Below are 24,645 nucleotides of genomic sequence, written 5' to 3' on the forward strand. Positions count from 1 at the left end.
CTAAAAGTTGAGCTGGTTTATAATTAGAGGATGAATATGATGGCTAATTACTCTTTTGAAAGTCTTGTCAAAGATGGCGTCATCAAGCGTGCTCGCACCGGCATGCAAGTCAAATATGAGACGCTCGTTCTTGGCTGGAATGCTCGCAACCATGACGCACGCTGGGAAGAGTCTATCGTCAAGCTGACCGACTATTTGCGTGAGGGTGGGCAAGTCCCAGCCATTGAAGTCCATCTGAACACGGCCACGGGTGAGCTGGTCATCGTTGAAGGTTACCGCCGCCATGAGGCCTATGGCCGCTTGTTGGCAGAAGGGCGCCCTGTTGAGCTGATCGACATCGTTCCGTTCAAGGGTAACAACGCAGAGCGCATTGCGCGCATCGCCACGAGTAACAATCAGCTCGGTTTAACCGCACTCGAATACGCGAAAATGTACAAAGAGCTTGCGGCTCTAAATATTCCGCCGTCTGAAATCGCGTCTCTGGTGAAAAAGAGTCGCCCGCATGTTGATGATCACTTATTGATTGCATATGCGAATGTCGATGTTCATAACTTGATGTCCTCGGGACACGTCAGCACAGAGACCGCAATCGACTTCATTCGTGAGTACGGCGAAGGCGCCGGAAAGCATCTTGAGGCCGAACTGCAAAAAGCTCGTGGATTGGGCAAGGCCAAAGTTACAAAGGGAACAGTCAAGGGTAAGTCGCTCCCGAAGAAAGTAGTAACTAGTTACATCGCGTCTGCTGATGACCTTGCTTCAGCGGTACCGCTCAGTGTCCACACCGAACTCTACAAACTTGCCCAGGCACGAGCTGAGCGGGGAGAGGAGGAAGAAGAGGAAACCGAGGTGCTGACGGTCGAGCTCCCTGCGCGTCTCCTGCGGAATCTGCTGGATGCTCGCGGTGATGCTGAAGCAGCTCGTGCGCGGCAGGCTGAAAAGCAGCGTCTCCGCGAAGAGAAGGCTGCACAAGGTGAGCTGGAAGCAGTTGGGGCCGACAATGAATAGTCGATTATCAGATGCGAACCTTGACTCCATCCTCAAGGATTCAGAGCAGTGCGTTGCACCAGGTATGGGTGATGTGCAGCTCCTGGTTCGCGAGATACGCCAGCTCAGGGCAGACAACGATCACCTTAGAAGTGGCCATGGCGCCATCTGGGTGGCATCTGGTGCAAAGGGTGAGGCGCGCATCGTTGAGGTCGTAAGTTTGCTGCGCCAAGACGCCGACCGATATCGCTTCATCAAGCCTGATGAGCAAATGGCACTTGTCGAGGATCTTGCTTACAACGTTTCCGATACCGAGTGGGATGCGGTGATTGATGCTGAGATGGCCAAGGAGGCGCGGTTATGACTGAGCTCACCAGCTCAATACTTCCAGCTGTCTCTTGGCTCGCAGGTATCGCGGTCGCTGCATGGCTTGAATGCTGTGGTCGCATGAAGGGGCGGGGCCATGGCTGACCGTATCAGCGTAAACAGCGCCCCGAGGCTGTCACAAGCTATCACCATGCTGACCACCATGTATCGCGAGAAGAAGTTCGTGGTGGTCTCGCTTCGCCCTGGAAAGGACCGCACGCTTGACCAGAATGCCCTTTGGTTCTCTCTCTACCAGCGTATCGCCGAGATGACCCAAGTCGGAGGTACTGAGGATGCGCGTAAGTACTGCAAGCTGCACTTTGGTGTGCCGATCATGCGGTCTGAAGATCCGTGCTTTCGCGACTCTTGGAACCGAATACTTCTGAATCTCGACTATGAGCAGAAGCTTGAGCTGATGGGGGATTGTCCCTTGCTAGGTCCTGATGGATTCCCGGTCACGCGCCTATTCAATCGCGCCCAGGGCATCGAGTACACGGACCGTATAGTTGATGCGTTCTCGACGCAGGGTGTTGTATTCACTGATCTGCTGAGCGAGGACTGCTGATGGCTAAGCAAACAAAAATCACCAAGGCTGCCCGAGGCCGTGATTGCCAAGTCCGTTTGCCAGGGTGCCCCAACAACACCGAAACAACCGTGCTCGCCCATTACCGCCTCTCCGGTACGTGCGGCATGGGCATGAAGCCAAACAATCTGCAAGGTGCCTGGTGCTGCGCTTGGTGCCACGACCGCATTGATGGTCGCGCCAAGTACGACATGCCCAAAGATGAGATGCGGCTGTATCACGCGGAGGGTGTATTGCGTACCAACGACATATTGGTGAGTGAAGGGGTAGTGGCAGCGTGAATGGGGAGGATGTGTGAGCAAGAAGAAACCCATCGACTGGGAGCGTATTGAGCTCGACTACCGAGCTGGATTGCTTAGCCTTCGAGAAATTGCCACAAAGTCAGATGTGAGCGAGGGGGCAATTCGTAAGCGAGCCAAGCGCGACTCTTGGTCAAGGGATCTTTCCGAGAGGGTAAGGCTGCGAGCTGATGATCTGGTACGCAGCACAGAAGTACGCAGCGAAGTACGCAGAGCGGCCAATGCTGAAGGCTCGGTATCTGTTGATGTAGAGGCTGATTCGGACGAAGAAGTACGCAGTGAGGTACGCAGCGGAGCCGACCTTTCTGAGTGCGAACTTGTCGAGGCCAGCGCCAGAGCGATAGTCAGCGTGAAGCTCTCTCACAGGTCGAGTATCACGCGTTACCGTGCGTTAATCACCAGCATGCTCGTGGAGCTTGAGCAGCAGACGGGCAATGCTGAATTGTTCGAGCAGTTAGCCGAGATGATGGAGCGCCCCGATGACAAGGGTAATGACCGGCTGAATGACATGTACATGAAAGTCATTGCTCTGCCATCGCGCATCGACTCAGTAAAGAAGCTTTCTGAAACGCTGAAGATCTTGATCGGCCTGGAGCGTGACGCCTTCGACATCGCGCCACCAGTCAAGGTTGAGCACACCGGCAAAGGCGGCGGGCCAATTCAGCACGGCACCGTCGATCTGACGCAGCTCCCAGATGACGTGATCAAGGCGCTGATGAATGCACGCGCTCCAGATTGACCTCGTCTCGCTTGAGCGTGAAGCCTGCCGCCGTTCTCTTGCGACCTTCGTTCGCGAGGCTTGGCATGTGCTGGAACCGGGGCAGCCTTACACGCATGGTTGGCATGTCGAGGTAGTGTGTGAGCACCTTGAGGCTATCACCCGAGGTGACTTCAATCGGCTGCTGATTAACATCCCTCCTGGCACCATGAAATCGATGTTGGTTGGTGTGTTCTGGCCTGCTTGGGAGTGGGGGCCGAAGGCAATGCCGCACATGCGCTTCATTGGCGCCAGTCACGAACAGAAACTTGCCATCCGCGACACGGTAAAAATGCGCCGGCTCGTTACCTCTGATTGGTACCAGGAGCGATGGGGCGTCCAGTTGATGGGCGACCAGAACGAAAAGACCTTTTACGAAAACGGCAGTACTGGCTTTCGTCAGGCCTGCGCCGTAGCGAGCATGACTGGTCGTCGTGGTGATCGGGTGGCATGGGATGACCCGCATAGCGTTGAAGGTGCGAAGAGCGAGGCAGATAGAAACACTGCTATCGACGTGTTCCGCGAAACGCTGCCCACTCGACTCAACAACCCTATCTCATCCGCCATCGTCGTTGTCATGCAGCGGGTGCACGAGTCGGACGTCTCAGGTCTGATCATCGCTGAAGACTTTGGGTATGAGCACCTAATGCTGCCTATGGAGTTTGAGCCTGAGCGCCGCTGCGTGACCAGTCTAGGCGTGGCCGACAAGCGCACCTATGACGGTGAGCTACTTTTTCCCGAGCGCTTCCCTCTGGAGGTTGTGGAGCGGGACAAGAAGCTGCTTGGAAGTTATGGGCATGCCGGACAAAACCAGCAGCGTCCTGCGCCGCGTACCGGTGGTTTCTTTGCCTGGGAGAAGCTCGAAGTTGTCGATGCTGCGCCTCCCCTGATCGAAGTAGTGCGTTATTGGGATAAAGCTGGCACTGAGGGTGGCGGCGCATATACCGCAGGCGTGAAGATGGGCCGCAGTAAAGATGGTCTCTGGTATGTGCTGGATGTAGTGAGGGGGCAGTGGGGTGCAACCACTCGCGAAAAAACAATAAAGCAAACTGCTGAGCTCGATGGCGATAGATGTGCTATCTGGATTGAGCAAGAGCCGGGATCTGGTGGTAAAGAGTCCGCGGAGGGCACGGTAAGGAACTTGGCGGGGTATAACATTAAATCTGAGCGAGCAACCGGTGATAAGGCTATTCGCGCTGAACCATATGCAGTGCAAGTAGAAGCCGAAAATATTAAGCTGGTCAGAGGTGAATGGAATAAGCTGTTCATTGATGAACACAAAACATTTCCGAGCGGTAAATACAAAGACCAAATTGACGCGGCTGGCGGTTGTTTTAATAAGATCGCCAAGAAGTCAACTTTCTGGATGGGATAATGAAAATCTTCGGTATCAACCTTGGCAAGAAATCCGGTCAAGCTGGCGCCGCGAATTCGGGAGGCAAGACAGTAGCTCGAACTGTAAACGGGGCGCTCGCTGATTTTATTACGTCAAGCCTCATAACTCCGAGCCAAGCGATAAAGTTTTATCAAACCGTTGGACCAGTAGCGGTTTCAGTTGAGATGATCTGCGATGAGGTCGAAAAGCTGTCGCCTATCATTGTCAGGGTGGCAGACGGAAAAATAGACGAGATGCATGATGTTATTACGCTGTTACGTGGACCCAACGGGTTTGAAACGTTTGAGCAGTTCATCGGCGCACTTGCTAGATCTTATCTTCTTACGGCGTCGGCAAAGGTAACCTTGTCTGGAAACATCAATAGGCCGCCGCTTGAGGTGTTTGCTGTTCGCCCTGGCGCATCTTCTGTGCAATACGACCAAGGCGATGGCTATCCAGCACAAATACAAGTTAACCAGGGCGCAGTGAAGGGTGTTTACGTACGCCAGGAAAAGAAGAAAGGAGTTCGCTATCTTGACGGCAGTATGCGCGAGGTTGGGATAATTCAAGGTTACTCGAGTCGCACCGGGGCCGATCCAGACAGCCCGCTTAATTCTTGCGCAATGGATGCCAGGCAATCTGTATTAAGCCGTCAGCATAATTTGGCCGTATTGAATAATGGCGGGAAGCTGTCGCTGGTATTCCTTTTCAAGGACTCGGTCGGCGAGGAGGAAATGAAAGCTCGGCGCGATAAAATAAACGAGGATTTTTCCGGATCTGGAACTGCCGGGAAAATCGCCGTTGTCCAGTCTACGGATTTGGAAATCAAGGAGGCAGGGAAGGGGCGCGTCGATATGGATTTTTCGACACTGGACCGAGCATCCGGCGATGCAATTTATACCAGGTTCAAAATACCGCTTCCACTTGTAAGGCAGGACGCCGCAACCTACGACAACATGCGCCAGTCCGTCTTTCAACTTTATGATCGGGCAGTTTTGCCGCTGGCAAAGACGTTGCTGTCCGGGCTATCCAGAGTATTGCTTCCACGCTATGGCATTGACCCAAGTGAATACACCATCACTTATGACGAACAAAAGATCGCCCCGCTATATGACCGAATGATTGAAGTGCTTAAAAAACGCAAAGACATTGGCGTGGAAACTATCAATGAGCTTCGGTCGGAGATACCAGGTCGCGAGCCACTTGATGGCGGCGACTCTCTGTACCAGCCAGCGGCACTGGTGCCGGTCGGAACCGATATGTTCACTGCTGACAACAGCAGATTGTTCGATTTGACGAAATGAACGAAGAGGGTATAGCAGCCGCAACGAAGCTGGAAAGCGAGAAGCGAGACGATCTCGAAAAGATACTTTATGCCTCGCTGCTTGTGTTCTTCGAAGAGGCAAGCAAATCAGCACTCGGAGCCTTTGCTCGTGGTGAATCCCCTGCTATTCGTGACGACATCAAGGGGGCGCTCACGGGAATTCTAGTGAAGCACGGTCTTCTGGTCGGAGAAGCATTCGCCCTGTCTTCTGTCGACGCTACAGGCTATGTCGTCTGGCTAAATGATCGCGCCCTTGAGTCATCCGGCATGATTTCAGACACGACGCTAAAAAACGTCATTGCCGCGATTGTTTATTCAGCAAAAGAGCTAGTAGCAGCGGGCGAGGATGCCAGTAGTGCGGCCATTGCTCGGACTGCTTACGCCAATCTAAAACAAACTTTCAGTTCGCGGGCAACAACTGGTGCGGTAACCGAAACAACAGCAAGTGCAGAGAGCGTTAAATACCATACCGCCGACAGTGCGGGACTGCATAAAAAAACATGGATTACCATGAATGACGGTATAGTTAGAACAACGCATGTGCTCGCCAACAATCAGACCGTCGATTTCGATTCGACGTTTACTGTTGGCGGCTACCGCATGAGATTTCCAGCAGATTACAGCCTTGGCGCTCCAGCAAAAGAGATCGTCCATTGTCGCTGTATCGCTATTTACACTGAGGGTGAAAAATAATGGGCGGCGAAGTGAAGGCCTTTATTCGGCTTGAGCGAAAAGAATTCTCGGATGATGAAGAGTTTTTTGAGGTTTCTGGTTATCTGGCGGTTTTCGGTAATGTCGATCACTGGGATGACATTGTGGAACATGGCGCCTTCACAAAATCTCTTGCGGCATGGGAGTCTTCAGGGTTTAAGCTGCCGACGTTGTTTAGCCATGATCGATCCGAGCCTGTTGGCGTTTTTACTGAGATGCGCGAAGACAGTTATGGATTGTTCGTTAAGGCAAGACTGCCAAAGGCTGACCGATTCGTAGCTGAGCGAATGATTCCTCAGATCAAGTGTGGGTCAATCTCCGGCATGAGCATTGGTTATTATGCTAACGAGGTTGCGTATCGAGATGAAGTCAGGATTATCAAGGCCTGCACTCTCTTCGAGGGGTCGCTCTGTGTCATGCCAGCAAACACCATGGCTCGCATCACTTCAGTGAAAAGCAATCCAGTTCAGGAGTATGCAACGGCTGCCAGGGAAACACCGTGGGATAGCAAGTCTGCCGAGCTGCGGATTCGTGAGTGGGCGGGATCGGAAGGTGCTCCAAACAAAAAATATAAAACATGCTTTCTTTGGGCGGACGAATCGGCCCCGAATGACTTCAAAAGCTGCAAGCTGCCAATCGTGGATATCATAGGCGGGGAGCCAAAGATTGTTCCTAAAGCCATATTTGCAGCCGCCGCGACTCTTGCGGGGGCATGCGGAAGCGTCGACATCCCAGACGAAAGCCGTAAGTCCATTTGCGATAACGTCGATATGTATTACAAGCGAATGGATTTGGAGTCGCCGCTTTCCGGAAAATCATTTCGAATTGATGACTTAGACTTGTTCAATGAGCGCGATTTGGAACGCCAGCTTTGTGAGGGAGTTTCTTTTAGCCGTAAAACAGCTAAACTCCTAGTCTCAAGGATAAAGATGAAAAACGCTCCAGTTGAAACTGAACTGGTTGCGGGAATTAAGTCTGCGATTGACTCGTTGAAGGGCATCGTCAATAGGACTTAGTTAAAAATATTATTGCGTAACACCTGTGCCCGTCGAGCGAGATGTTCGGTTGGTGCTGTGGACTGATTAATTGACGCGAGATGCGATCAATTGAGATGGCCCGCCGAGAAATCGGCAAACAGACCAATCAATTTTGCGAGGCGGGAAATGTCAGACGATATCGGTGCAGTACTTAATGAGTTGCGCAGCACCACTGAGCGCTTAGGCGCTCAGCATGTAGAGGCAAAGGCAATGGCTGCGAAAGCGGAGGAGATCTTTGCCAAGCAGGAAGAAAAGAGCCAGCGTCTTACTACCGAGCTCGAGGCGTCCAAAAAGGCGTCCGCCGAATTCTCTGAGCGCATGGACGTGCTAGAAAAAGAGCTGGCGCGCAAGGGCGGTCCTGGCACTGGGCGCGACTACAAAGAGACGCCCGAGTACAAGGCCATCAGCGCTTATATCAGTCGCGGCGATGACATGGATGTTGAGCAAAAGAGCAGCCTGATGCGCTCTGATTCCGGAACGGATGGCGGCTACCTGACCACGCCAGAGCTGGATAGTATGATCATTAAGGGGATCACCGAGATCTCCCCGATCCGCTCTGTTGCTCGAGTTCGCACGGTTTCCCGAAAAACTCTTCAGGGCCCAGTGCGCACCGGCATCCCGGTCGCGACATATGAAGGCGAGGCCGAAGAGGGTGACGAGTCCCAATCGAAGTACGGGAGTCAGTCGCTGACGGTTCACCGATTGACTACCACCATCCCAATGACTAGCGACCTCCTGCTGGACACGGCCTTTGACTTCGAAAATGAAGTTATGACGGACGTTGCCGAGGCATTCGCTTTCGCTGAGGGGCGTGGGTTTACTGTCGGTGACAATGTGAAGAAGCCGATGGGCTTCCTTTCCGGCGCTGCCGGCCTCCAGGGCGATGCTCGAATTTCTGCTGGGTCCGGCGTGCTCAGCGGTGATGACATCTTGCTTCTAACAGGTGACTTGAAGGTTGGTTACAACCCGGTGTTCGCCCTGAATCGTAGAACCTTGGCACAGATCCGAATCCTGAAGGGCACCAATGGGCAGTATCTGTTCCAGCCAGGCTTGAATGGCGTGGTTCCGAACCAGATCGCCGGTTTCAGCTATGTGCTTATGGAAGACATGCCTGATATCGCTGCCAACTCGATTCCGATGGCCTTTGCGGATTTCCGTCGCGGTTACACGATCATCGATCGCACTGGGACCGAGGTCATTCGCGACAATATCACTAGCAAGAAGGCCGCGATTATCGAGCTCACTTTCCATCGCTACAACCACGGCCAAGTAACACTGAAAGAAGCATTCAAGCTTCTCAAGATCAAGGCCTAACAGGAGAGGTTCAGATGCATAATCTTTATCATGATGCAGAAGTCTTTGTTGTTACGGCAAGTACTCCGGTAGGCACGACAGGATCTGGTTCAATTTTATTCGCCGCGGTGACAATTGCAGATCCTGCAGCGCCGATCACTTTTGAAGTTCGCGAAGGTGACACTGCAGTTTTTGCAGACTCGACGATTGTGCCCGCTCGTCAATTGATCGGAATGCCGGCAGTCCTGGATGGTGCCAACTCGGCAGTAAAGATCGGTTACTTAGGCGCGAAGCGTTATGTGTTCGTGACGCCGAGTGCTGCGCCCGATGCGATGGTTGCGATCCTTTCCAATCCTGCATATGCGCCGGTGCCGTGATGAGTAAGATCGAAATCACGAAAACCGGCAAATGGGCTCTTGGTGGGTTCGAGCTGGTCAAGATCAAGAAGGGGGAAGTTCGAGACTTTACCCCCGTTGACAACCAAGACTTGGTCGATGCCGGCTGGGCTGAATGGCACGAGCCCGAGAAAAAGCCAAACGACTCGGCTGCGCAGAAGCAGGAGTCTGGCAATGCTGCATCTGACGCTCAGAAAGACGCCTCCTCAGACAAGCCTGCTGCGACTAAAACGCCTGCCAGCGAATCTAAACCTCAAGGAGCTAAATGATGTTCGATGTCGTCACTCTGGCTGAACTGAAGGCTTTTCTGAAAGTCAGCACCAGCGCTGACGACATCGCGCTTGATGCTATTCGAGTCGGTTGCATTGGCCAGGCAGAACGAATCACGAACCGCATGCTCAGCGAGCGTGAATTGACTCTGTCGGCTCCTCTCTACCTATCCCAGCGGCTTACCCCGGCACCGTTTTTTATAGGCGGTGTAACGGCCATCAAAATATGTACGGATACCGGGCTGATGGAGTTGCCGACCTCGGCATGGATCGCCGAACCAGTGCATGAGCAATGCCAGCTCGTACTGCTCGCGGTGGATGCAGAGCCAAATCCTCACGTTGAGAATCCGCTTCAGGTGACGTTGAGTGCGGGGTACAAAGCGGTCACGGATATTCCCGCAGACATTCGCCTGGCGATCCTTGATCTATGCGCTGTCGAGTTCAGTAAACGCGGCGGGTGTGATTGCGCTTCAGGTGTGGAAGAGGCAGCCATTAAGTCGCTGCGGCGTCATCGCATTAGCAGGGTGTTCTGATATGGCCAGTTGCGCAAAGAAGTCATGCCTCAAAGCCAGCGATCTGCGGCACACGATAGATCTGTATGCGCGAATGGTCGGCGGTGTAGATCCTGATTCGTTGAGCATGTCGCCAGTGACCTTTGACCTGATCGCCAAGGGAGTCTGGGCGAAGGTCACGTCGTACAAAATTGATCCTACAGACACGGGGGTCAGTATTGAGGACGCTCCTACGCACATCGTTTCTGTGCGCTACGACGATTCCTTGATGGAGGAGTTTCAACAGGGAAACCTTTTCCTACGCATTGATGGGAAGCCAGAAAACTACAAAGTCATGAGCGCTGATAACGTCGACCTGGACAACGAGAGCATCAAGATTCAATGCGATTATCGGGGCGCTGGCTCTGCTTCGGAGGCGTAATGCTGAAGATAAGAATCACAAAGGCATCGCAGGGGCGTCTTGACAGGCTGCGGCGCCACTCAGGGCTCATCGATGACGCTAACGGTGCTGCTTTGAGTGAGTTCGGCGAGATCCAGCAGGACAAGCTCTACAAGTTACTGACGTCTGGGAGACGGACGGGGCGGACATATTTGTTCAGGGGGCGCAGGCATGTTGCCTCCGCTCCTGGCGAAGCTCCTGCCCGGCGCACAGGCCGCCTTGCAAGAACTGTCGGCTACACCTCAGACAATCGTCGAATGGAATTTGGAGATCGAGCCGAATACGGAAAATGGCTTGAGGAGGGCACAAAGAACATGAGGGCCAGACCACATGTTCGAACTGTCGGAATGTTTGCAGACGCAGTGCTTACTCGCCTCTTTCGTAAGCATTATAAAAACGCTATGAGGATGGGCTAGTGATCACACCCAAAGAAATTCTTGAGCATGCATATAGTGCTCTTTCAACGATTACAGACCGATTCGATGGTCAGGCGATTTCCGTGGCGTCCGCCGACATCGTTGGCCGAAAGCTGGTGCTTACGGCTCCCGGTCACAAGGTCCAATCTGTCCGTCTACTATGCAAAACCACCATGGGCGGCGGCCGCATCGCATCGCTGTTTGGGCTTCTTGAGGTGGAGTCGGTCACGGGGGATCAGATCGTACTCAAGGCAAGAGCGGGCCTTCCTGTCCCTCCTGATGGCACGCCAGTCGTTTGCACTGCTTCTGTATCCCTGAATATCGCGGTATCTGCTGATATTGATAGGGCGACGGAAATTTATACGCAGCGCGCGAGGTCTGCTCCATATCTCTTCATCATCATGGGCGATGTTGATACGGCACGTGATCAGCATTCCGTCGGTGACACGCTGGCCATGCCTACAGCGCAAGACATGAACATGATGACGATTATTCAACACTTCAGCATTGCTTGCTTCATTCCAGCAGCAGATGACATTGGCGCAGCCGGTGCACAGCAATTGGCGTATGGCGTAATTGCTTCTGAAATCATCTCGACTTTTTCCGGCGTCGTATTTTCCGGATCTGCGCAATCCATCCGATCGATCTTTGAAAGTCATGGGCCCGGCCCGATGACTGACGCCCGGTATGTTCACGTTTATGACTTCCAAGCGCCAACGGTCACGACGTTCTGCTCGGGTATCAACGGAACTGAATATCCGGATGACGTCGCATTTCTGCGGATCTATCAGGATATGGGTTTGGGTATTGGTGGTGACGCCATGAAACTTACAACGGAGCTTGATCAATGAAACTGAAAATCACGCTCGTGAATAAATCACAAGCGGTCATCGATGGCACTTCACCTGGGGGAACCATCAGTGTTGAGGCCATCAACGAGAAGACGCCGAGCGATTCGTTTTGGCGTCGTAGGCTTGCCGACAAATCCTTCGCGGTAATTGTCGAGCGAAAAAAAACAACCGAGGCTCCGCCACAAGAGAAGCCCGAAGACCAGGTAGCCGATAATGAGTGAAATTAGCCTTCCGCGAGTCTCACTGTCGCTACTTGCGACACCGAGCCAGCAATCCATTGGTAGTCGCCGAGACCTCCTTATCGGAGTGGTTCCGCCCTCTGTAACAGGCAGCGGGTATTTCCAGAATGTCCACCGACTGACACTTAGTCAGTTGCGCAGCCAATTCGGTTTTGGCGAGCTTCATGAGCGAATCGCGGCCTATATGGACGCATCGAAAGGCGCTGTGCCATTTGATGTAATCAGTGTTCGCTCTACAGGAAGCGTCTTTTCTAAAGCAACAATCACGTTTACTGGGCCAGCAACAGCCCCCGGAACGTTGACAGTTCGTGTAGCAGACTCCGCTCGATATGCTGAAGTGCCGGTGTCAGCAGGTGATGCAGAGGACGAAATCGCGGCGGCAGTCGCAGCAGCAGTTGAAACCGCATTTAAGGGGGTATTGATCGGTGCTGCTGCGGCTGACGAAGTGGTCACCTTTACGGCGAAGGACATCGGTATTGGCCCAAATCAGTATGCACTGTCGATCGAGGGTAGCGTACCTGGTGTAACAGCCGCATTAACTGGATGGGCTGGCGGGGCCGCCGTTACCTATCCCGTTGGCTTGCTGGATGTAATCGGTGAAACCCGATACACCGGGATTAGCTGGCCTGAATCCTGGTACGCCAATCGTGCGGATGTCATCAATCTACTAACGGATCGCTTTAACGCTGCTGTGGGCGTCGCTGACGGTGTCGCCTTCATCGGTAAACATGCTTCTTTCGCCGATGCCAGCGCTGCGGCACAGGCCAATGACACGCAAGTGCTGGTCTTGGTCGGTAACAATGTAGCTGCCACTTCAACTCATATCGGCTCTGCGATCATCTATCCGGCGGATATGCTGGCTGCAAGGATTATGGGGGCTCGTTCACGCCGTTTGACGACAGATGCGCAGGTGGCAGACATTGTTGTCGCCCCCGCTGGTGCTGATGCTGTAGGCGGTCCTGCCTTGGCGTCACTGCCGCTTTTCAATACGCCACTCCCTGCAATCCCTGCTGGCGATCCAAGCCTGACATTCTCAGGTAGGGAGCAGCGATTGTTGCGTGCCGATGGGTTCTCGCTGGTCGGCGTCTACAGCGGAAGGACAATTATTGGTGAGGTGGTCACCACCTACAAAACGGATACCACTGGTGCGGCTAGCAATACGTTCAAGTTCCTTGAGTACCTGGACACCGGTAGCGTCTGCCGTGAATATTTTTGGTCGAATCTGAAACAGACTTTTGCTCAAAGTCGGCTTACCTTGGGGGCATTGATACCGGGTCGGAAGATGGCGAACCGATCTAGTATTACCGCAGAGCTACAACGCATTTATCGTGTGCTGGCAGATCTTGCGCTGGTGCAGGCAGGGCGCGATGCAGAGCAAGAGTTTATCGAAAACACAGTTGTTGCCGTAAACCTGGAAACCGGCTCGGCGACCATTGCTGGGCCGCTGCCAATAGTGACCCAATTGCGGGAAATCAATTACAACCTTTCCGTAACATTTGCGGTGTGAGGCGATAAGTCATGTCAAAGCAAGCATTTTCCACACCTCAGGTCATCGTCAATAACGAGACGATGGCGATCGTTCCTAACTCCCTTACTTATGATGGCGGTGAGGGAGAGATTACGGTCAGGGCTGCGAGCACTGGCGGCGGATCCGCTGTTTCGGTCCATACGTACAATGCCGAATCTATGATTAGCAAGGTCAAGTTCGAAATCTACGTGACCGCGGATGCGGACAAGAAAATTGCCAAATGGAAATCAATGATTGGCACTAACGTAATTCAGTTCAGCGACCAGCTGGCCAGCGGCGAAGTTTTAGCGCGGTCCTTCTCCGGCATGAGTGTCACCAATGCTGTTGAGCGTGGCCCTGCGGCGGATGGCAAGATTTCTATCGAGTGGTCAGGCGACCAGATGGCCTAACCCTGCAACACCCGCAACCCTGTGCCCGTCGAGCGAGATGCCCGGTTGGTGCTGTTGGCCCCCCTCAGTTGCCGCGAGATGCGCGCAAACGAGAGCCTTAAAACAGACCAATCCTATTTTGTGAGACGTAAGCATGAGCAAATCCTTCGATTTTATCCTCTCCACACCTCTTCAAATTGCCGAAAACGGCAGCATCACTGAGTGCTCGTTGATCAGCTTTAACGAGCCGACTGGCAAGGTTGCAGCCAAGGTCTCCGGCCTCAATTCGATCTATACCGCCGCTGTGATGCGAATGGTCGAAGGCATGAAAGTGCGCGACGAACGTCCAGAGCCAGAGACTGCAGAGAAGAAATCTGCCGCTGAAGAGCGCGCCTCGTCCATTGCCGCTGCACGCCTTGCCTTTTGCATGGGGAATGGTGACGGCGAATTGTTAACTGAAAAGTTCATCTCCCTGCTTACTGCACCCGGATTTGCCTCAATCGATGGCCGAATCCAAATTTCGACTTTCCACGTCTACACGATGATGAGCGCTGAAGACATCGACGAGATGATGTTCGATTTTTTGTCACGTTCCGGGAAGCTCTCTCGCTAACTCCCGAGCAGTGGCTAGCTACTTGTGTTGATCTCGCCATGGCAAGCGAAGGGGCTATTGCATACGACGAGGCTATGAACCTTGCGTATTCCGATTTAATGGCGGTAATCGCCAGAGTAAACACAAACAACAAACGACGTTCCGACGCGAACAAAAGGGGGCGTTAATGTCTTATTCGATATCGTATATCTATGAGGTTGTCGATAAATTCTCTGCGCCTCTAGAGAAGATCCGCAAGGCAGCGATTCGTTCTAGCACAGAAATTATCAAACAAACGGGCCGAATAGCGGCCTCGCTGTCTGGCGTTTCGTCGGCGGCAAATCGTACTAAAAAGGTGGTTGAAAATCTCTCGACCCTGAAAGCCAGTCTCGCGCAAACAACGCTTGAGGCAGAGCGGATGCGGCGAGCAATGGAGAAACAGATTGTGTTGCCGGCTCCAAGGGTAGCAGGTGGCAGATTGGCTGGAGCGGGTGGCGGATCATCCGGGGCAGGTGGTGTTATTCAAGCTGTTGCTGGCGCAGCATTGCCTGCAATGGCTTTGCGAGCAATATTTAAATCAAGTGCCGACCTGGAGGAATCTCAGTCGAATTTAAGACGCCTGTTAAATACCAATGAGGAGGCGCTAGGGGTTGTTTTTAAAGACGCCGAAAAAATTGCTAAGCAGTATAAAATGTCGACGAAAGATATTCTCGATATGGAGACTGGACTGGCTTCGGCAGGGCTTGAGGCTCACGAGCTAAATGAGGCGGTTGACCTCGTAGCTCAATTGAAAATTGCAGGCAATCTGGAGTCGTTTTCCCTGGCCGGAGAAATATTTTCGAACATACGGAGTCAGCTTCAAAAAACGACCCCTGAAATGTCCAAGCTGATGGATATGATGAATTACGTAGGTGATACGACTCAAACTAACTTGAAAAAGATGCTTAATATAACAAACCGAAGTTCTGGGGTGCTGTCTGGGTATAGTTCGCTAGCGCAAACTACCATTGTGGGGACATTTGCCAACCTTGGATTTGAGCCGGAGACCGCAGCTACTGCTCTAAATAAAATAATACCGACTTTGCAAATGATGAAGGGGAAGATAGGCGCGCTTGCCATAACAGACCCAGCTGCCGCGATGGATTTGTACTTTCGCACAGTCAGCAAAATGAGCCTTCCCAAGCAGTTAAAAGAGCTCGAGGGTCGATTTGGGCAGGAGCATCTTAAGGTATCCAAGAAACTCGCCGAGAAGGCAGGTAGCGAAGCTGTGGGCTCTCAAGCGGATGTTGCAAAAAAAGCGGCATCAGCGGAAGCCGCCGGGTCACTAAAGAAAGAATCCGATCAGTATTTAAAGCTTATGAATGCAAAGCTTGCTGGTGTAGCCTCAGCATTTGAAGACTTTAAAACGAAAATGTTTTCTACTTCAATTGGCGGAAAATTTCTGGATCTCTTAACCAATGTGATTTTAAAACTCGACGAGTTTGTTGGTAAGCATCCTGATATTTCAATGTTTATAGTGGCTATGCTTGGGTTGGCAGCAGCAGCGGGATTAGCTGCACTTGCTTTCACTGTTCTTTCTGGTCCGATTGGCTTGGTTGCTGCTACCGCAATGCTGGTCGGAGGAGCTATCGCATATATCTGGAGCAAATCCGAACCGCTTAGAGAGTCTATCGGCGGGTTAGTAGATGACTTTTCTAAGTTGTTTGGATTTGGCGATAGCGATTGGGGTTGGCTAGAAAATTTTGGGAATTTCATAGCTGACCGAATGGGGAAAGGCTTATCTCTTGCTATTGACGGGTTTAGGGGGTTGATTCAAGTAATTGCTCTAGCCGCTCGGGCGCTTGGCGCTCTTATGAGTGGTGATTTCAAGGGTGTCGGGAGGGCATGGGACGAATATCAGGCGAATATCGCCAAAATCAATGAGAATATCCGTAAGACGCTCAATGAAGAACAGTTGGCCAAAGTTGCAGGCCCCGCGGCCTCGACTTACATTCCAAAGCCCCAAGAGGTTACTGGCGTCCGAGATAGCGATATACCATATCTTGATACGGAAGTTGATTTGGAGGCTGCTGATAATGCTAAACGGCAGGAGTTTCAGCGCTCTCAAATCGATGTAAATGTTAAGGCTGAAGCAGGAACGAAAGCGGCAGTGGCTCCCGTCAAGCTTGCAACAGGTACCAATGTGAGGACCGGGTAGTGAGTCTTTTCAACGGCATCCAAAGCGGCGGAGCAAATCTGATTCTCGGCGGCCTCAAGGCTGGGAAAAAAGGATACAACCCACTCGCCGATCTCCTGCCGGCGACTTGGCGTGGAATCACTTTTTTCGTGCGTGGCGAGTCTGTCAAAGGCATGGGGCGACGTATCTCCGCGCACGAATACCCGAACTCAGCCAGGCGCTACATTGAGGATGTGGGGGAGGTGTTGCCAATTATCTCCGTGACTGCTTTCGTGCACGGAGAAAAATGGCAGGAGAAGGCCAAGGCTTTCTCGAATGCCCTTGCGCAGAAGGGGCCTGGGAGGCTCGTGCTGCCCGCCTATGGCTCGACTATGGCCTTTGTTGCTCCATTCGGCTTTGAGGTCTCTCAGGAAGAGATCGGCTGCGTTGAGTTTCAGATTGAGTTCTATATCGGTGACGATACAGTCCAGCAGCCTGAGCCACAGAAAACACCAGCTGATGTATCGGCCAAGGCAAAAACTGCGCTGGACAAAATCAAGGATAAATTTAATGAGTTAAAGGATACCGTCACGTCAGCTTACGCGGCGGCGCAGGAACAGATCGACATTATAAAATCGTCTGAGCTGGTATCCGGCATAACCGAAGTTATGACGATGGCCAGCGATGCCGCCGACGCGATAAAGCTTGCATCGGATATTGTTGGTAGGGCCACCGAGTTTATCGATAATCCTATCGGCTACGGGATGGCAATGTTCCTCCCTTCCGACGTGACGCCGAGCCTGTGGCAAACGGCGTCGTATTTTACTAGTGACAATGCCAAGGCCACGACCTCCGCAGCCATCGTGGTTGCCGAGACAGTTGGTGTTGCAGAGGGCGGAGAGCCATACGAGCTAGAGCTGCATGAGCCGACTACTTGGATTCGCGAAGAAGCCAATGAAAGCAGAGTTATCATCGCGGATGCTAATCGAGTGGCCGCTTTGGTTCTCGCAAACGATGCCGCGGCAGCAACTGACTTTCAAACGCAAGAAGAGATTATCGAGACCAGGGCCGAGCTGGATCACGCCTATAACGAGATCATGCGCTCGGGGTATCCAATTAGTTCAAGCGGCAGCGTCATGGTGGCGGTCAATGATGTTGTGGCTGCTACAGCCTCTGTACTGGATGCCCAAATTCAGAATTTGTACCTAAGCGAGAATATCGAGGTGTTTTCACCCGTCGCCGCCGCTGTTCTAGCCTACAGCCTATACGGCCCCGTCAACCTAGATAGCTCAACTCAAACACTGCGAGCTCTCAATCTGGGCAAGGACTCGCTTGAGCTGCATGGGAGTGTGGTTGTGTATAGGGGGCCTGATAATGCTTAGCCTCCAAATCAACGGCAACACGTGGGGGGAGTGGGAGACCGCCAGCGTCTCCAGTTCGCTAGATAACAACAGCTCCCAGTTTCAATTCACGTCATCTCACCCAGGGCCAATGAATTTTCCGTTTAGGGCCGGGCAGGTGCTGCGGGTGTTCTCTGGGCGTCACCTGATTATGGACGGTTTCATAGAGTCGCTTTCTATTAGCATGTCGCTGTCCGGCCACACGGTAAATATTGCAGGAAGAGATAAGCTTTGCGATTTGATTGATAGCTCGCTACCTGAATCCGTCAACTCGATATCGGGTAGTTTTACTTTGCTAGAGCTTTGCGAGCTGGTGATTGGCGCGTTAGGCGTCTCGGTTAAGGTGATAGATCAGTCGCATGGGTATGCAACGGAAAAGCACGAGGCTCAAAAGACTGGGCGGCAGTCACAGAAGTGCATGAGCTATCTGGTGGAGTTTGCAGCCATTGCGCAGTGTTATCTGATTCCCTCGATGGCTGGTGACCTTATAATTTTTAGGGCGCCTGGTGAACATTCAGGTTGCAGCCTCCGGCATTTCGAGGACAGTTCGTTAAACAATATTACTGGCTCCAATATCAACGTTAGGACAGATCAGCGATTCAATGAGTACAAATTGAAAACGCAATCCAATGTCGCAAGTTCGTCAGATGGCTTTTCAGAACCAGTGTCTGACGCTGCGGTTTATTCTTTTGCAAGCGCTATCGATCCGGAAATTCGAGCGACCCGCATCACCGAAATAATTACAGAGGAAGCCATGGCGGGCGGAAGCCTTACAGAGCGAGCCAATGAAGAGTCGAATCTTCGCCGTGCCAGAGGCTCAGTTTACTCCGCAACGGTAATTGGCTCACTTAATGAACTTGGCCTCCCGTGGCAGATAGGCACCATCGCCACGGTGACAGATGTATTCGCTGGCATATCTGGCGAAATGCTTATCAAATCAGCAAAAATCTCAAGTGATCTTTCTGGCGAAAAAACAGCATTAGAATTAGTCCCGCCAGATGCATTTGCAAGCGTCGAGCAGCGTAGGAAGCCGCGCCGCCGAAAAAAAGACGAAGATAGTGATCCATTTGATATTGGATAATACTGATGAATTTTTTAGCTAAGCTATTATCGTACGTCGACGCCAAAAGACAGGCAGTTGTTTCGTATCTCGGAACTAACCAGAAAGCAGCTGTGCTTTTACCCTACGGAATGCATTCTTCACCTCCGCCTGGCGCCGTATTCCTTGTTATTCCCATGTCCGGACGAGCCTCTGATGCGATGGCGATACCAACAGCGTCCTGGCTGCGCAAATTGCCGCTAAGTCCTGGTGAGGCGTATTTCGGAAATGATGTTTCGGGTACGAGAATTTTCTTTGATGAAAACGGCAATGTAGAGATTTTGGCGGGCGCCAGTGTTGTTGTTAATGCTCCGACAGGCGCAACAGTTAATGGTGACGCCACTATTAACGGCAATGCGGCTATCAGCGGCAATGCTGATATTGCAGGCGTTCTAACGCTCGCAGGGGTAGTGGTGAACGCTCACGTGCACGCAAACCCCGAGGGCGGAAAAGTAGGGCCGATGGAATGAGAGACGTTAAGTTAATCCAAGGTGAAGACGGGATTTACGATGTCGATATATCGAATAGGCAGATTTCCAGCGTCTCTACGATGGAGACCTCAATCATTGTTTCCATGTTCACCGATGGCCGAGCGGACCCTTCTCAGGTCCCTGATCCGCTTTATAGGCGGGGCTGGATCGGAGACGCCATTAGTACTGTTCGCAGGAAGATCGGTTCAACGCTTTGGCTGTACTCGCAGGCGAGACTTACTTCCAAAGTCATTGCAGAAATAAAGGACGCCGCTAACGACTGCCTCAAATGGTTCGTTGATGATGGCAAGGCTGACGACGTGACCGTATCGGTATTGCCGAGCGCTAGCAAATTGACGCTTGATATTAATTTTGTAATCGGCGCTATTTCTCACAGATATACGCTGGAATGGAAGATTTCCTAATGGCTATAACGTACCCAACCTTCGAACAGTATGTGCAGATCGGTATCGGTAAATTGCGCGAAGAAATTCCGGATATCGACCCGACGATTTATGCCACTTGGGCGCGAGCGTTCATTGAGGGGGCGGCAGCTCTCAGCTATTCGCTGTCGATGTCGATTCGTGATCTTGAACTTCAGGCATTTCCCCAGACGGCTACTGATGAGTATTTAGATCGATGGGCCGGCTATGAGAACCTGACTCGCAAGCCGGCTGGATTTGCTGTAGGAAGGATCAGCGCACCTGGTACTGAGGGCCAGATAATTCCAGCAGGTACCGCTTTTGACGAGTATGAGACCCAGCAAATTTGCGCAGTAGAAAAAAACATACTTTCGGTTTCGTCGATAACCAGCACAGCAGGCACCGCAGTCATCCAGTTTGTCGAAGATCATGCGCTAGCGTCTGGGATGACAGTAAGCGTATCTGGCGCCGATCAGGCCGAGTACAACGGCAATCATCCTGCAGTTGTGATGGGGCCGCGTAGCGTCTCTTACACTGTTTCTGGTGCTCCGCCAGACACGGCGACCGGGCCGATAGTCGTTTCATCTGTTTATGCTGATGCGCAGATTATTGCCAAAAAAACCGGGGGCGAATTCAACCTGCCCGGGGGCGCATCCGTGGGTACCGCATTCGCTCAATTTGGCGGGATCGGAGGAGGATCTGGTGTTGAACTGAATGAAAGCCTGCGCCAGAGAACGATTCTGTCCAGGTCTATTCTTGAGGGGGTTTTTACTGAGGATCAAATCAAGCTTGCCGCCTTAACCGTGCCTTCGGTGACCAGGGTTTTCGTGATCCGACCGCAGGATCACACTGGAAGCGGAACGCCGGGTGTTCCTGGATTTATGCCGGCTCCGGGGCAAGTAGCAATTTATGTTGTTACGGACGATGCGGATCCTCCATTGCCATCGCAATCTGTTTTGGACAAAGTTAAGTCAGAAGTAATCACGAAGGGGAGACTGCCTGCTCAGTCAGTTGAGTCTGACGTCTTCACCATGGCGCCCTCGCTACTCCCCGTCGATTTTGAGTTTTCATTGATCATTCCGGATAGTTCGACTATGCGGACAGCTATCGCCCAACATTTAAAAGCGTTTTTTGAAGATGAAGTTGTGTTTCAGCAGGATATATCTGAGCTGGCGTATTCCGGTGCAATAAAAAACACCATTGACGGAGTAACGGGTAAGAAACTGGAGACGTTTGCGCTGACCTCTCCAGTCGGAGATGTTCGGGTGCTATCTGGGCAGATGGCTATTCCCGGAGTCGTGAGGTTTCCGCAATGAGCAATAGGAGTTGCTACGATTCCGAAAATTATGATGCGGAAGATTATTTTGCCTGCGTCGAGGAAAGGAACGAAAAACTCGAGGTTATGACAGCGCTGCTTGTCGATCACCTGCCAAGCGGGCTTGCTTGGGACTCAAAGCGTACAGAAGGGTCCAATACTCGTGGACTAGTTAAATGCTTATCTGCAGAATTTTCCCATCTGAGAAATCAAATTGAGATTCTTTCGAAAGAGATCGACATTCGAAATACAGTTTCCGATATAGGTGAATGGGAGGTATCAGTTGGCGTTCCTTCCAAAGACGCATGTTCGGATGAGCGCTCGCTCGTTCTATCGGATAGACGCGTGGAAGTTGAGGCTAGGATATCTCGCCGCACCACGGTCACTCTTCAGGAGATTCAGGATGCCGCTCAAAAACGTTACCCTTATCTTACGATCACGCTGAGGACAGGCGTTGATGTTGAAGGTGACTTGCAGCCTCCAGGGCCAGAGAGACATAAAATATATGTCACTTTTTCAAATTATCCATGGAAAGGTTTTGAATATCGTTTTCCCTTTAGATTCGGTTTGTATAAAAATCAGTCGGCAGAATGCTTTATCCATGATTTAATTCAGGCTAATGTATTTATTATTTATCGATACTGATTTTTCAAGTTGGGTCTATGTTTGATTTTCGAAAAAAACTCGACAATGTACAGGGTCCAGATGGCGGGCTAACTGCTGATGAGTTCAATAATCTTGTTTCCGAAATGGAAAATATTGCTCGCAGACTAGGCATTTCTTTAAGTGGTGATTTGAATGTTGTAGACCAGCTCTCCCAAGCCATATTTCTAGCTGGGATGAAGTCTCAAACATTCGTCGAGTTGGGCTCCGGATCAGACTATGCGGTGATTCCGGTAACTGGCGAAAACGGGCCTTCTTTACCTAGTAGTTACGCTCTTCTGCATGGTGCTCGCGTAGTTTTCACGGCTACACATTCGAATCTCGGCGCATCCACGCTGAATATCGGTCAATCCGCGTCTACGTTTATGGGGGCAAAGGCACTAAAGCGACTCGACGGAAACAATCTTTCGCCAAATGAGGTTGTTGCCGGCGCCTCATATTCAGCGACTTATGACAGCGCTCAATCTGCCTGGCTGATGCAAGTTGCTGACTCCGTGCAGGATGCTCGACTAGATGAACTGGAAGCGAAAATTTTAGCGCTTTCTGCATACCCAATCGGGTCTCCGTTGCCATGGCCGGCCAGCGAGCCCCCCGCCAATCATTTGCTTATGGTTGGGCAGGCGTTTAATCCAGCTTTTTACCCGCAACTGGCCCTCGTTTATCCGGGGCTTGTGTTGCCGGATATGCGAGGCGAAGTCATTCGCGGCTGGGACAATGGCCGCGGTATCGATCCTGGCCGAGGACTCCTCAGTCTGCAACTTGATGCGATTCAGAATATTACCGGCTCCTACTCACATGGCAGCAACACGGGCACTGGCAGAGACCCTACGGGTGTATTTGCGGGCTTCGGCGGCCCTATCGCTTATGGCGGTGGTGGCGTCATTGCAGGTAACAGCACGATGACTTTCGATGCCTCTCGTGTGGCAAGAACAAGCACAGAAACACGGGGCCGCAACATTGCGTTCAACTTCATCTGCAGGGCTCTCTAATGACTGAATTCATCGATGGCTTCGCAAAGGAGAGCGGAGAAATTCTGGTGTATTTGTTTGATCTCGACAGCGGCGAACATCTTGGGAAGTCCAAGGTGTATGTCAGCATGGGTTGCGCTCTAGCACCAGGACAGACGCAGGATGAGCCGCCGCCAGCAAATAATGGCGAGGCAGTGGTGCGCGAGGGCGATAAGTGGGTTGTGCTGGAAGATCATCGGGGATCCGTGTTCCGCACGGAAGATGGCGTGACCGTAGTGCACAATGTGTTTGGCGCACTTCCTGAGGGCCTAACAAAGAAACCTCGACCATCACCAAGTCACCAATGGAAAGACATGGAATGGGTGCTCGACCAAGACGCCGAGACAAAGCGTCTACGCGAGGACGCAATGAACAATGCCCGAGCCTACCTAGCGTCGACTGACTGGTATGTCATTCGCTGGCACGAAACAGCCAAAGCAATTCCGGATGATGTGCTTGCGGAGCGAGCAGCAGCCAGAAAGATACTTTCAGAAAATGAAGGCATTGAAAATGGCTGATTTGATCCTTCGGGGACCCACCGGGCGTCCGCTGCTGAATGCCGAAATTGACGGCAATTTCACATCGCTTGATTCCGCAAAAACTGAAACAACCGTGACGGATGCCATCGAGCTTCGTTTGCGCAGCGCTGAGAACGATCTGGTCGCCCATAGCGATGAGCTGGCTGATCACGAATCTAGAATTTCCTCGACCGAGCAAGAGGTAGGGGGTCTCACAAGTGATGTTGCCGCACTAGACAACCGACTGGATGTCGTCGAACCGAAGCTAGATAGCTTGGAGAGCCTAGCCAATGGCACGCAGGCCGCATTGGATGCTCACCAAAGTGCGGCAGACCCTCATTCTCAATATGCACTGGATTCTGATCTGGAAGCGCATGAAGCTGCTGCAGATCCTCACCCGCAATATCTTACGCAGGAGGAAGGAAACGCCTTTTACGCCCTAATCGGCTCGGGCCTTCAATCCGGATGTACGGTGGAGGTATTTGAGACTAGCGGCACCTGGATAAAGCCAGAAGGCTTGAAAGCTATGCAGGTGATGCTGATAGGTGCCGGAGCTGGGGGATACAGCGGAGCAGTAGCCGACGACGGCATCACTGCGTTAGGCGGGAGGAGCGGAGGCGGCGGGGCGGTCACTTTCAGCTTAATCGATGCAAATGATTTACCTGACTCGGCGGGCATTATCGTTGGCTTAGGTGGTGTAGGTGGCGCTGCATCGTCGCTTTCAAGTGTGGCCGGGGCACCCGGTGGCAACACCTACATCGCGGGGCCTCTGAGGCCTGTGGCCCGGGCAAGGGGCGCAGCGACCGGATCGGCCGCTGGATACCTCTACACGCAAGGCATGTTTCCGGGAATGCCGCCCGCCCTACCCAGCAGCGCTGGTACGTCAACCAGTACCGATACCGCTCAGATTAGTGCAGGCGCACTGGCTAGCGGTATGCCTTCGGGAAGCAGCGGCGCTAGCGTGACGGCAGCCAACCTAGCCTTCGGCCCTGGTTACCTTAGCTACTCCTTGATGATCGAAACCAACAGGATTACGCCTTCCGGTGACCTGAATGGCGAGGATGCGACGTGCCATATCAACGGTCAGGGCGGGGCGGGAGGAGCGTCATCCGTTGATGGCAATGGTCAGGACGGGGGCGATGGCGGGAAATACGGATGTGGCGGCGCTGGCGGTGGCGCTGCTCGCACCGGATTCATGAGCGGCAAGGGTGGCGACGGTGCGGACGGCGTGGCTGTCCTGGTGATGTTTTTCTAAGGG

The 24,645-nt window shown here is 52.4% G+C and carries 29 protein-coding genes; all 29 read left to right on the forward strand.

The window, feature by feature from the left end:
- The first annotated feature begins 39 nt into the window (after positions 1-39).
- The 29 genes from NL116_RS14585 (at position 40) to NL116_RS14725 (ending at position 24,642) form a co-directional block, all read left to right on the forward strand.
- Positions 40-1,005, forward strand: coding sequence for a ParB/RepB/Spo0J family partition protein (locus NL116_RS14585; RefSeq protein WP_494377788.1), 966 nt, complete (start codon positions 40-42; stop codon positions 1,003-1,005).
- Entirely contained in the window at positions 998-1,348 is a 351-nt protein-coding gene (locus NL116_RS14590) for a hypothetical protein (RefSeq protein ID WP_494377789.1), read from the forward strand. The genes NL116_RS14585 and NL116_RS14590 overlap by 8 nt, the downstream gene beginning before the upstream one ends.
- Positions 1,349-1,447: 99 nt before the next feature.
- Entirely contained in the window at positions 1,448-1,915 is a 468-nt protein-coding gene (locus tag NL116_RS14595; RefSeq protein ID WP_494377790.1) for a hypothetical protein, read from the forward strand.
- On the forward strand, positions 1,915-2,214 hold the full coding sequence (locus NL116_RS14600) for a DUF1364 domain-containing protein (RefSeq protein WP_494377791.1): 300 nt from the start codon (positions 1,915-1,917) through the stop codon (positions 2,212-2,214). The genes NL116_RS14595 and NL116_RS14600 overlap by 1 nt, the downstream gene beginning before the upstream one ends.
- A 13-nt stretch (positions 2,215-2,227) precedes the next feature.
- Positions 2,228-2,971 (forward strand): hypothetical protein, encoded by a 744-nt coding sequence (locus tag NL116_RS14605; protein WP_494377792.1) that lies wholly within the window; start codon positions 2,228-2,230, stop codon positions 2,969-2,971.
- Positions 2,952-4,364: a phage terminase large subunit gene (terL, locus tag NL116_RS14610; RefSeq protein WP_494377793.1), complete on the forward strand. Its 1,413-nt coding sequence runs from the start codon at positions 2,952-2,954 to the stop codon at positions 4,362-4,364. The genes NL116_RS14605 and terL overlap by 20 nt, the downstream gene beginning before the upstream one ends.
- Complete coding sequence (locus NL116_RS14615) at positions 4,364-5,668, forward strand: phage portal protein (protein ID WP_494377794.1); 1,305 nt, start codon at positions 4,364-4,366, stop codon at positions 5,666-5,668. Before terL ends, NL116_RS14615 begins: the two co-directional genes overlap by 1 nt.
- The gene (locus tag NL116_RS14620; protein ID WP_494377795.1) at positions 5,665-6,381 is read left to right on the forward strand and encodes a hypothetical protein; all 717 of its coding nucleotides are present in this window, start codon (positions 5,665-5,667) and stop codon (positions 6,379-6,381) included. The genes NL116_RS14615 and NL116_RS14620 overlap by 4 nt, the downstream gene beginning before the upstream one ends.
- The gene (locus NL116_RS14625; protein ID WP_494377796.1) at positions 6,381-7,415 is read left to right on the forward strand and encodes an HK97 family phage prohead protease; all 1,035 of its coding nucleotides are present in this window, start codon (positions 6,381-6,383) and stop codon (positions 7,413-7,415) included. Before NL116_RS14620 ends, NL116_RS14625 begins: the two co-directional genes overlap by 1 nt.
- 147 nt (positions 7,416-7,562) lie before the next feature.
- Positions 7,563-8,750: a phage major capsid protein gene (locus NL116_RS14630; protein ID WP_494377797.1), complete on the forward strand. Its 1,188-nt coding sequence runs from the start codon at positions 7,563-7,565 to the stop codon at positions 8,748-8,750.
- A gap of 14 nt (positions 8,751-8,764) precedes the next feature.
- Positions 8,765-9,106 (forward strand): hypothetical protein, encoded by a 342-nt coding sequence (locus NL116_RS14635; protein WP_494377798.1) that lies wholly within the window; start codon positions 8,765-8,767, stop codon positions 9,104-9,106.
- Positions 9,106-9,393 carry a hypothetical protein gene (locus NL116_RS14640; protein WP_494377799.1) on the forward strand — a complete coding sequence of 96 codons (288 nt, stop codon included), beginning with the start codon at positions 9,106-9,108 and terminating at the stop codon, positions 9,391-9,393. Before NL116_RS14635 ends, NL116_RS14640 begins: the two co-directional genes overlap by 1 nt.
- Positions 9,393-9,926, forward strand: coding sequence for a head-tail connector protein (locus NL116_RS14645; RefSeq protein WP_494377800.1), 534 nt, complete (start codon positions 9,393-9,395; stop codon positions 9,924-9,926). The genes NL116_RS14640 and NL116_RS14645 overlap by 1 nt, the downstream gene beginning before the upstream one ends.
- Position 9,927: 1 nt before the next feature.
- Positions 9,928-10,326, forward strand: coding sequence for a hypothetical protein (locus NL116_RS14650; protein WP_494377801.1), 399 nt, complete (start codon positions 9,928-9,930; stop codon positions 10,324-10,326).
- Positions 10,327-10,759: 433 nt separating this feature from the next.
- A complete protein-coding gene (locus NL116_RS14655) occupies positions 10,760-11,611 on the forward strand; it encodes a hypothetical protein (protein WP_494377802.1) in 852 nt (283 codons plus the stop codon).
- On the forward strand, positions 11,608-11,832 hold the full coding sequence (locus NL116_RS14660; protein WP_494377803.1) for a hypothetical protein: 225 nt from the start codon (positions 11,608-11,610) through the stop codon (positions 11,830-11,832). The genes NL116_RS14655 and NL116_RS14660 overlap by 4 nt, the downstream gene beginning before the upstream one ends.
- The gene (locus NL116_RS14665; protein WP_494377804.1) at positions 11,825-13,357 is read left to right on the forward strand and encodes a hypothetical protein; all 1,533 of its coding nucleotides are present in this window, start codon (positions 11,825-11,827) and stop codon (positions 13,355-13,357) included. The genes NL116_RS14660 and NL116_RS14665 overlap by 8 nt, the downstream gene beginning before the upstream one ends.
- An 11-nt stretch (positions 13,358-13,368) precedes the next feature.
- Entirely contained in the window at positions 13,369-13,767 is a 399-nt protein-coding gene (locus tag NL116_RS14670) for a hypothetical protein (RefSeq protein ID WP_494377805.1), read from the forward strand.
- A gap of 133 nt (positions 13,768-13,900) precedes the next feature.
- Positions 13,901-14,359, forward strand: a complete 459-nt coding sequence (locus NL116_RS14675) for a hypothetical protein (RefSeq protein ID WP_494377806.1) — start codon at positions 13,901-13,903, stop codon at positions 14,357-14,359.
- A 166-nt stretch (positions 14,360-14,525) separates the two neighbouring features.
- Positions 14,526-16,535 carry a phage tail tape measure protein gene (locus NL116_RS14680; RefSeq protein ID WP_494377807.1) on the forward strand — a complete coding sequence of 670 codons (2,010 nt, stop codon included), beginning with the start codon at positions 14,526-14,528 and terminating at the stop codon, positions 16,533-16,535.
- On the forward strand, positions 16,535-17,875 hold the full coding sequence (locus tag NL116_RS14685; RefSeq protein ID WP_494377808.1) for a DNA circularization N-terminal domain-containing protein: 1,341 nt from the start codon (positions 16,535-16,537) through the stop codon (positions 17,873-17,875). Before NL116_RS14680 ends, NL116_RS14685 begins: the two co-directional genes overlap by 1 nt.
- The gene (locus NL116_RS14690) at positions 17,868-18,974 is read left to right on the forward strand and encodes a phage baseplate assembly protein (RefSeq protein WP_494377809.1); all 1,107 of its coding nucleotides are present in this window, start codon (positions 17,868-17,870) and stop codon (positions 18,972-18,974) included. The genes NL116_RS14685 and NL116_RS14690 overlap by 8 nt, the downstream gene beginning before the upstream one ends.
- A gap of 5 nt (positions 18,975-18,979) precedes the next feature.
- Entirely contained in the window at positions 18,980-19,462 is a 483-nt protein-coding gene (locus tag NL116_RS14695; RefSeq protein WP_494377810.1) for a phage baseplate assembly protein domain-containing protein, read from the forward strand.
- Entirely contained in the window at positions 19,459-19,887 is a 429-nt protein-coding gene (locus NL116_RS14700; RefSeq protein WP_494377811.1) for a phage GP46 family protein, read from the forward strand. The genes NL116_RS14695 and NL116_RS14700 overlap by 4 nt, the downstream gene beginning before the upstream one ends.
- Entirely contained in the window at positions 19,887-21,200 is a 1,314-nt protein-coding gene (locus NL116_RS14705) for a hypothetical protein (protein WP_494377812.1), read from the forward strand. The genes NL116_RS14700 and NL116_RS14705 overlap by 1 nt, the downstream gene beginning before the upstream one ends.
- Positions 21,197-21,844: a putative phage tail protein gene (locus tag NL116_RS14710; RefSeq protein ID WP_494377813.1), complete on the forward strand. Its 648-nt coding sequence runs from the start codon at positions 21,197-21,199 to the stop codon at positions 21,842-21,844. Before NL116_RS14705 ends, NL116_RS14710 begins: the two co-directional genes overlap by 4 nt.
- Before the next feature lie 17 nt (positions 21,845-21,861).
- Positions 21,862-22,851: a phage tail protein gene (locus tag NL116_RS14715; RefSeq protein ID WP_494377814.1), complete on the forward strand. Its 990-nt coding sequence runs from the start codon at positions 21,862-21,864 to the stop codon at positions 22,849-22,851.
- Positions 22,851-23,387 carry a hypothetical protein gene (locus tag NL116_RS14720; protein WP_494377815.1) on the forward strand — a complete coding sequence of 179 codons (537 nt, stop codon included), beginning with the start codon at positions 22,851-22,853 and terminating at the stop codon, positions 23,385-23,387. Before NL116_RS14715 ends, NL116_RS14720 begins: the two co-directional genes overlap by 1 nt.
- Positions 23,380-24,642: a glycine-rich domain-containing protein gene (locus tag NL116_RS14725; protein ID WP_494377816.1), complete on the forward strand. Its 1,263-nt coding sequence runs from the start codon at positions 23,380-23,382 to the stop codon at positions 24,640-24,642. Before NL116_RS14720 ends, NL116_RS14725 begins: the two co-directional genes overlap by 8 nt.
- The last annotated feature ends 3 nt before the right edge of the window (positions 24,643-24,645 follow it).

The organism is Pseudomonas sp. FBCC-B1667 (assembly GCF_059133255.1).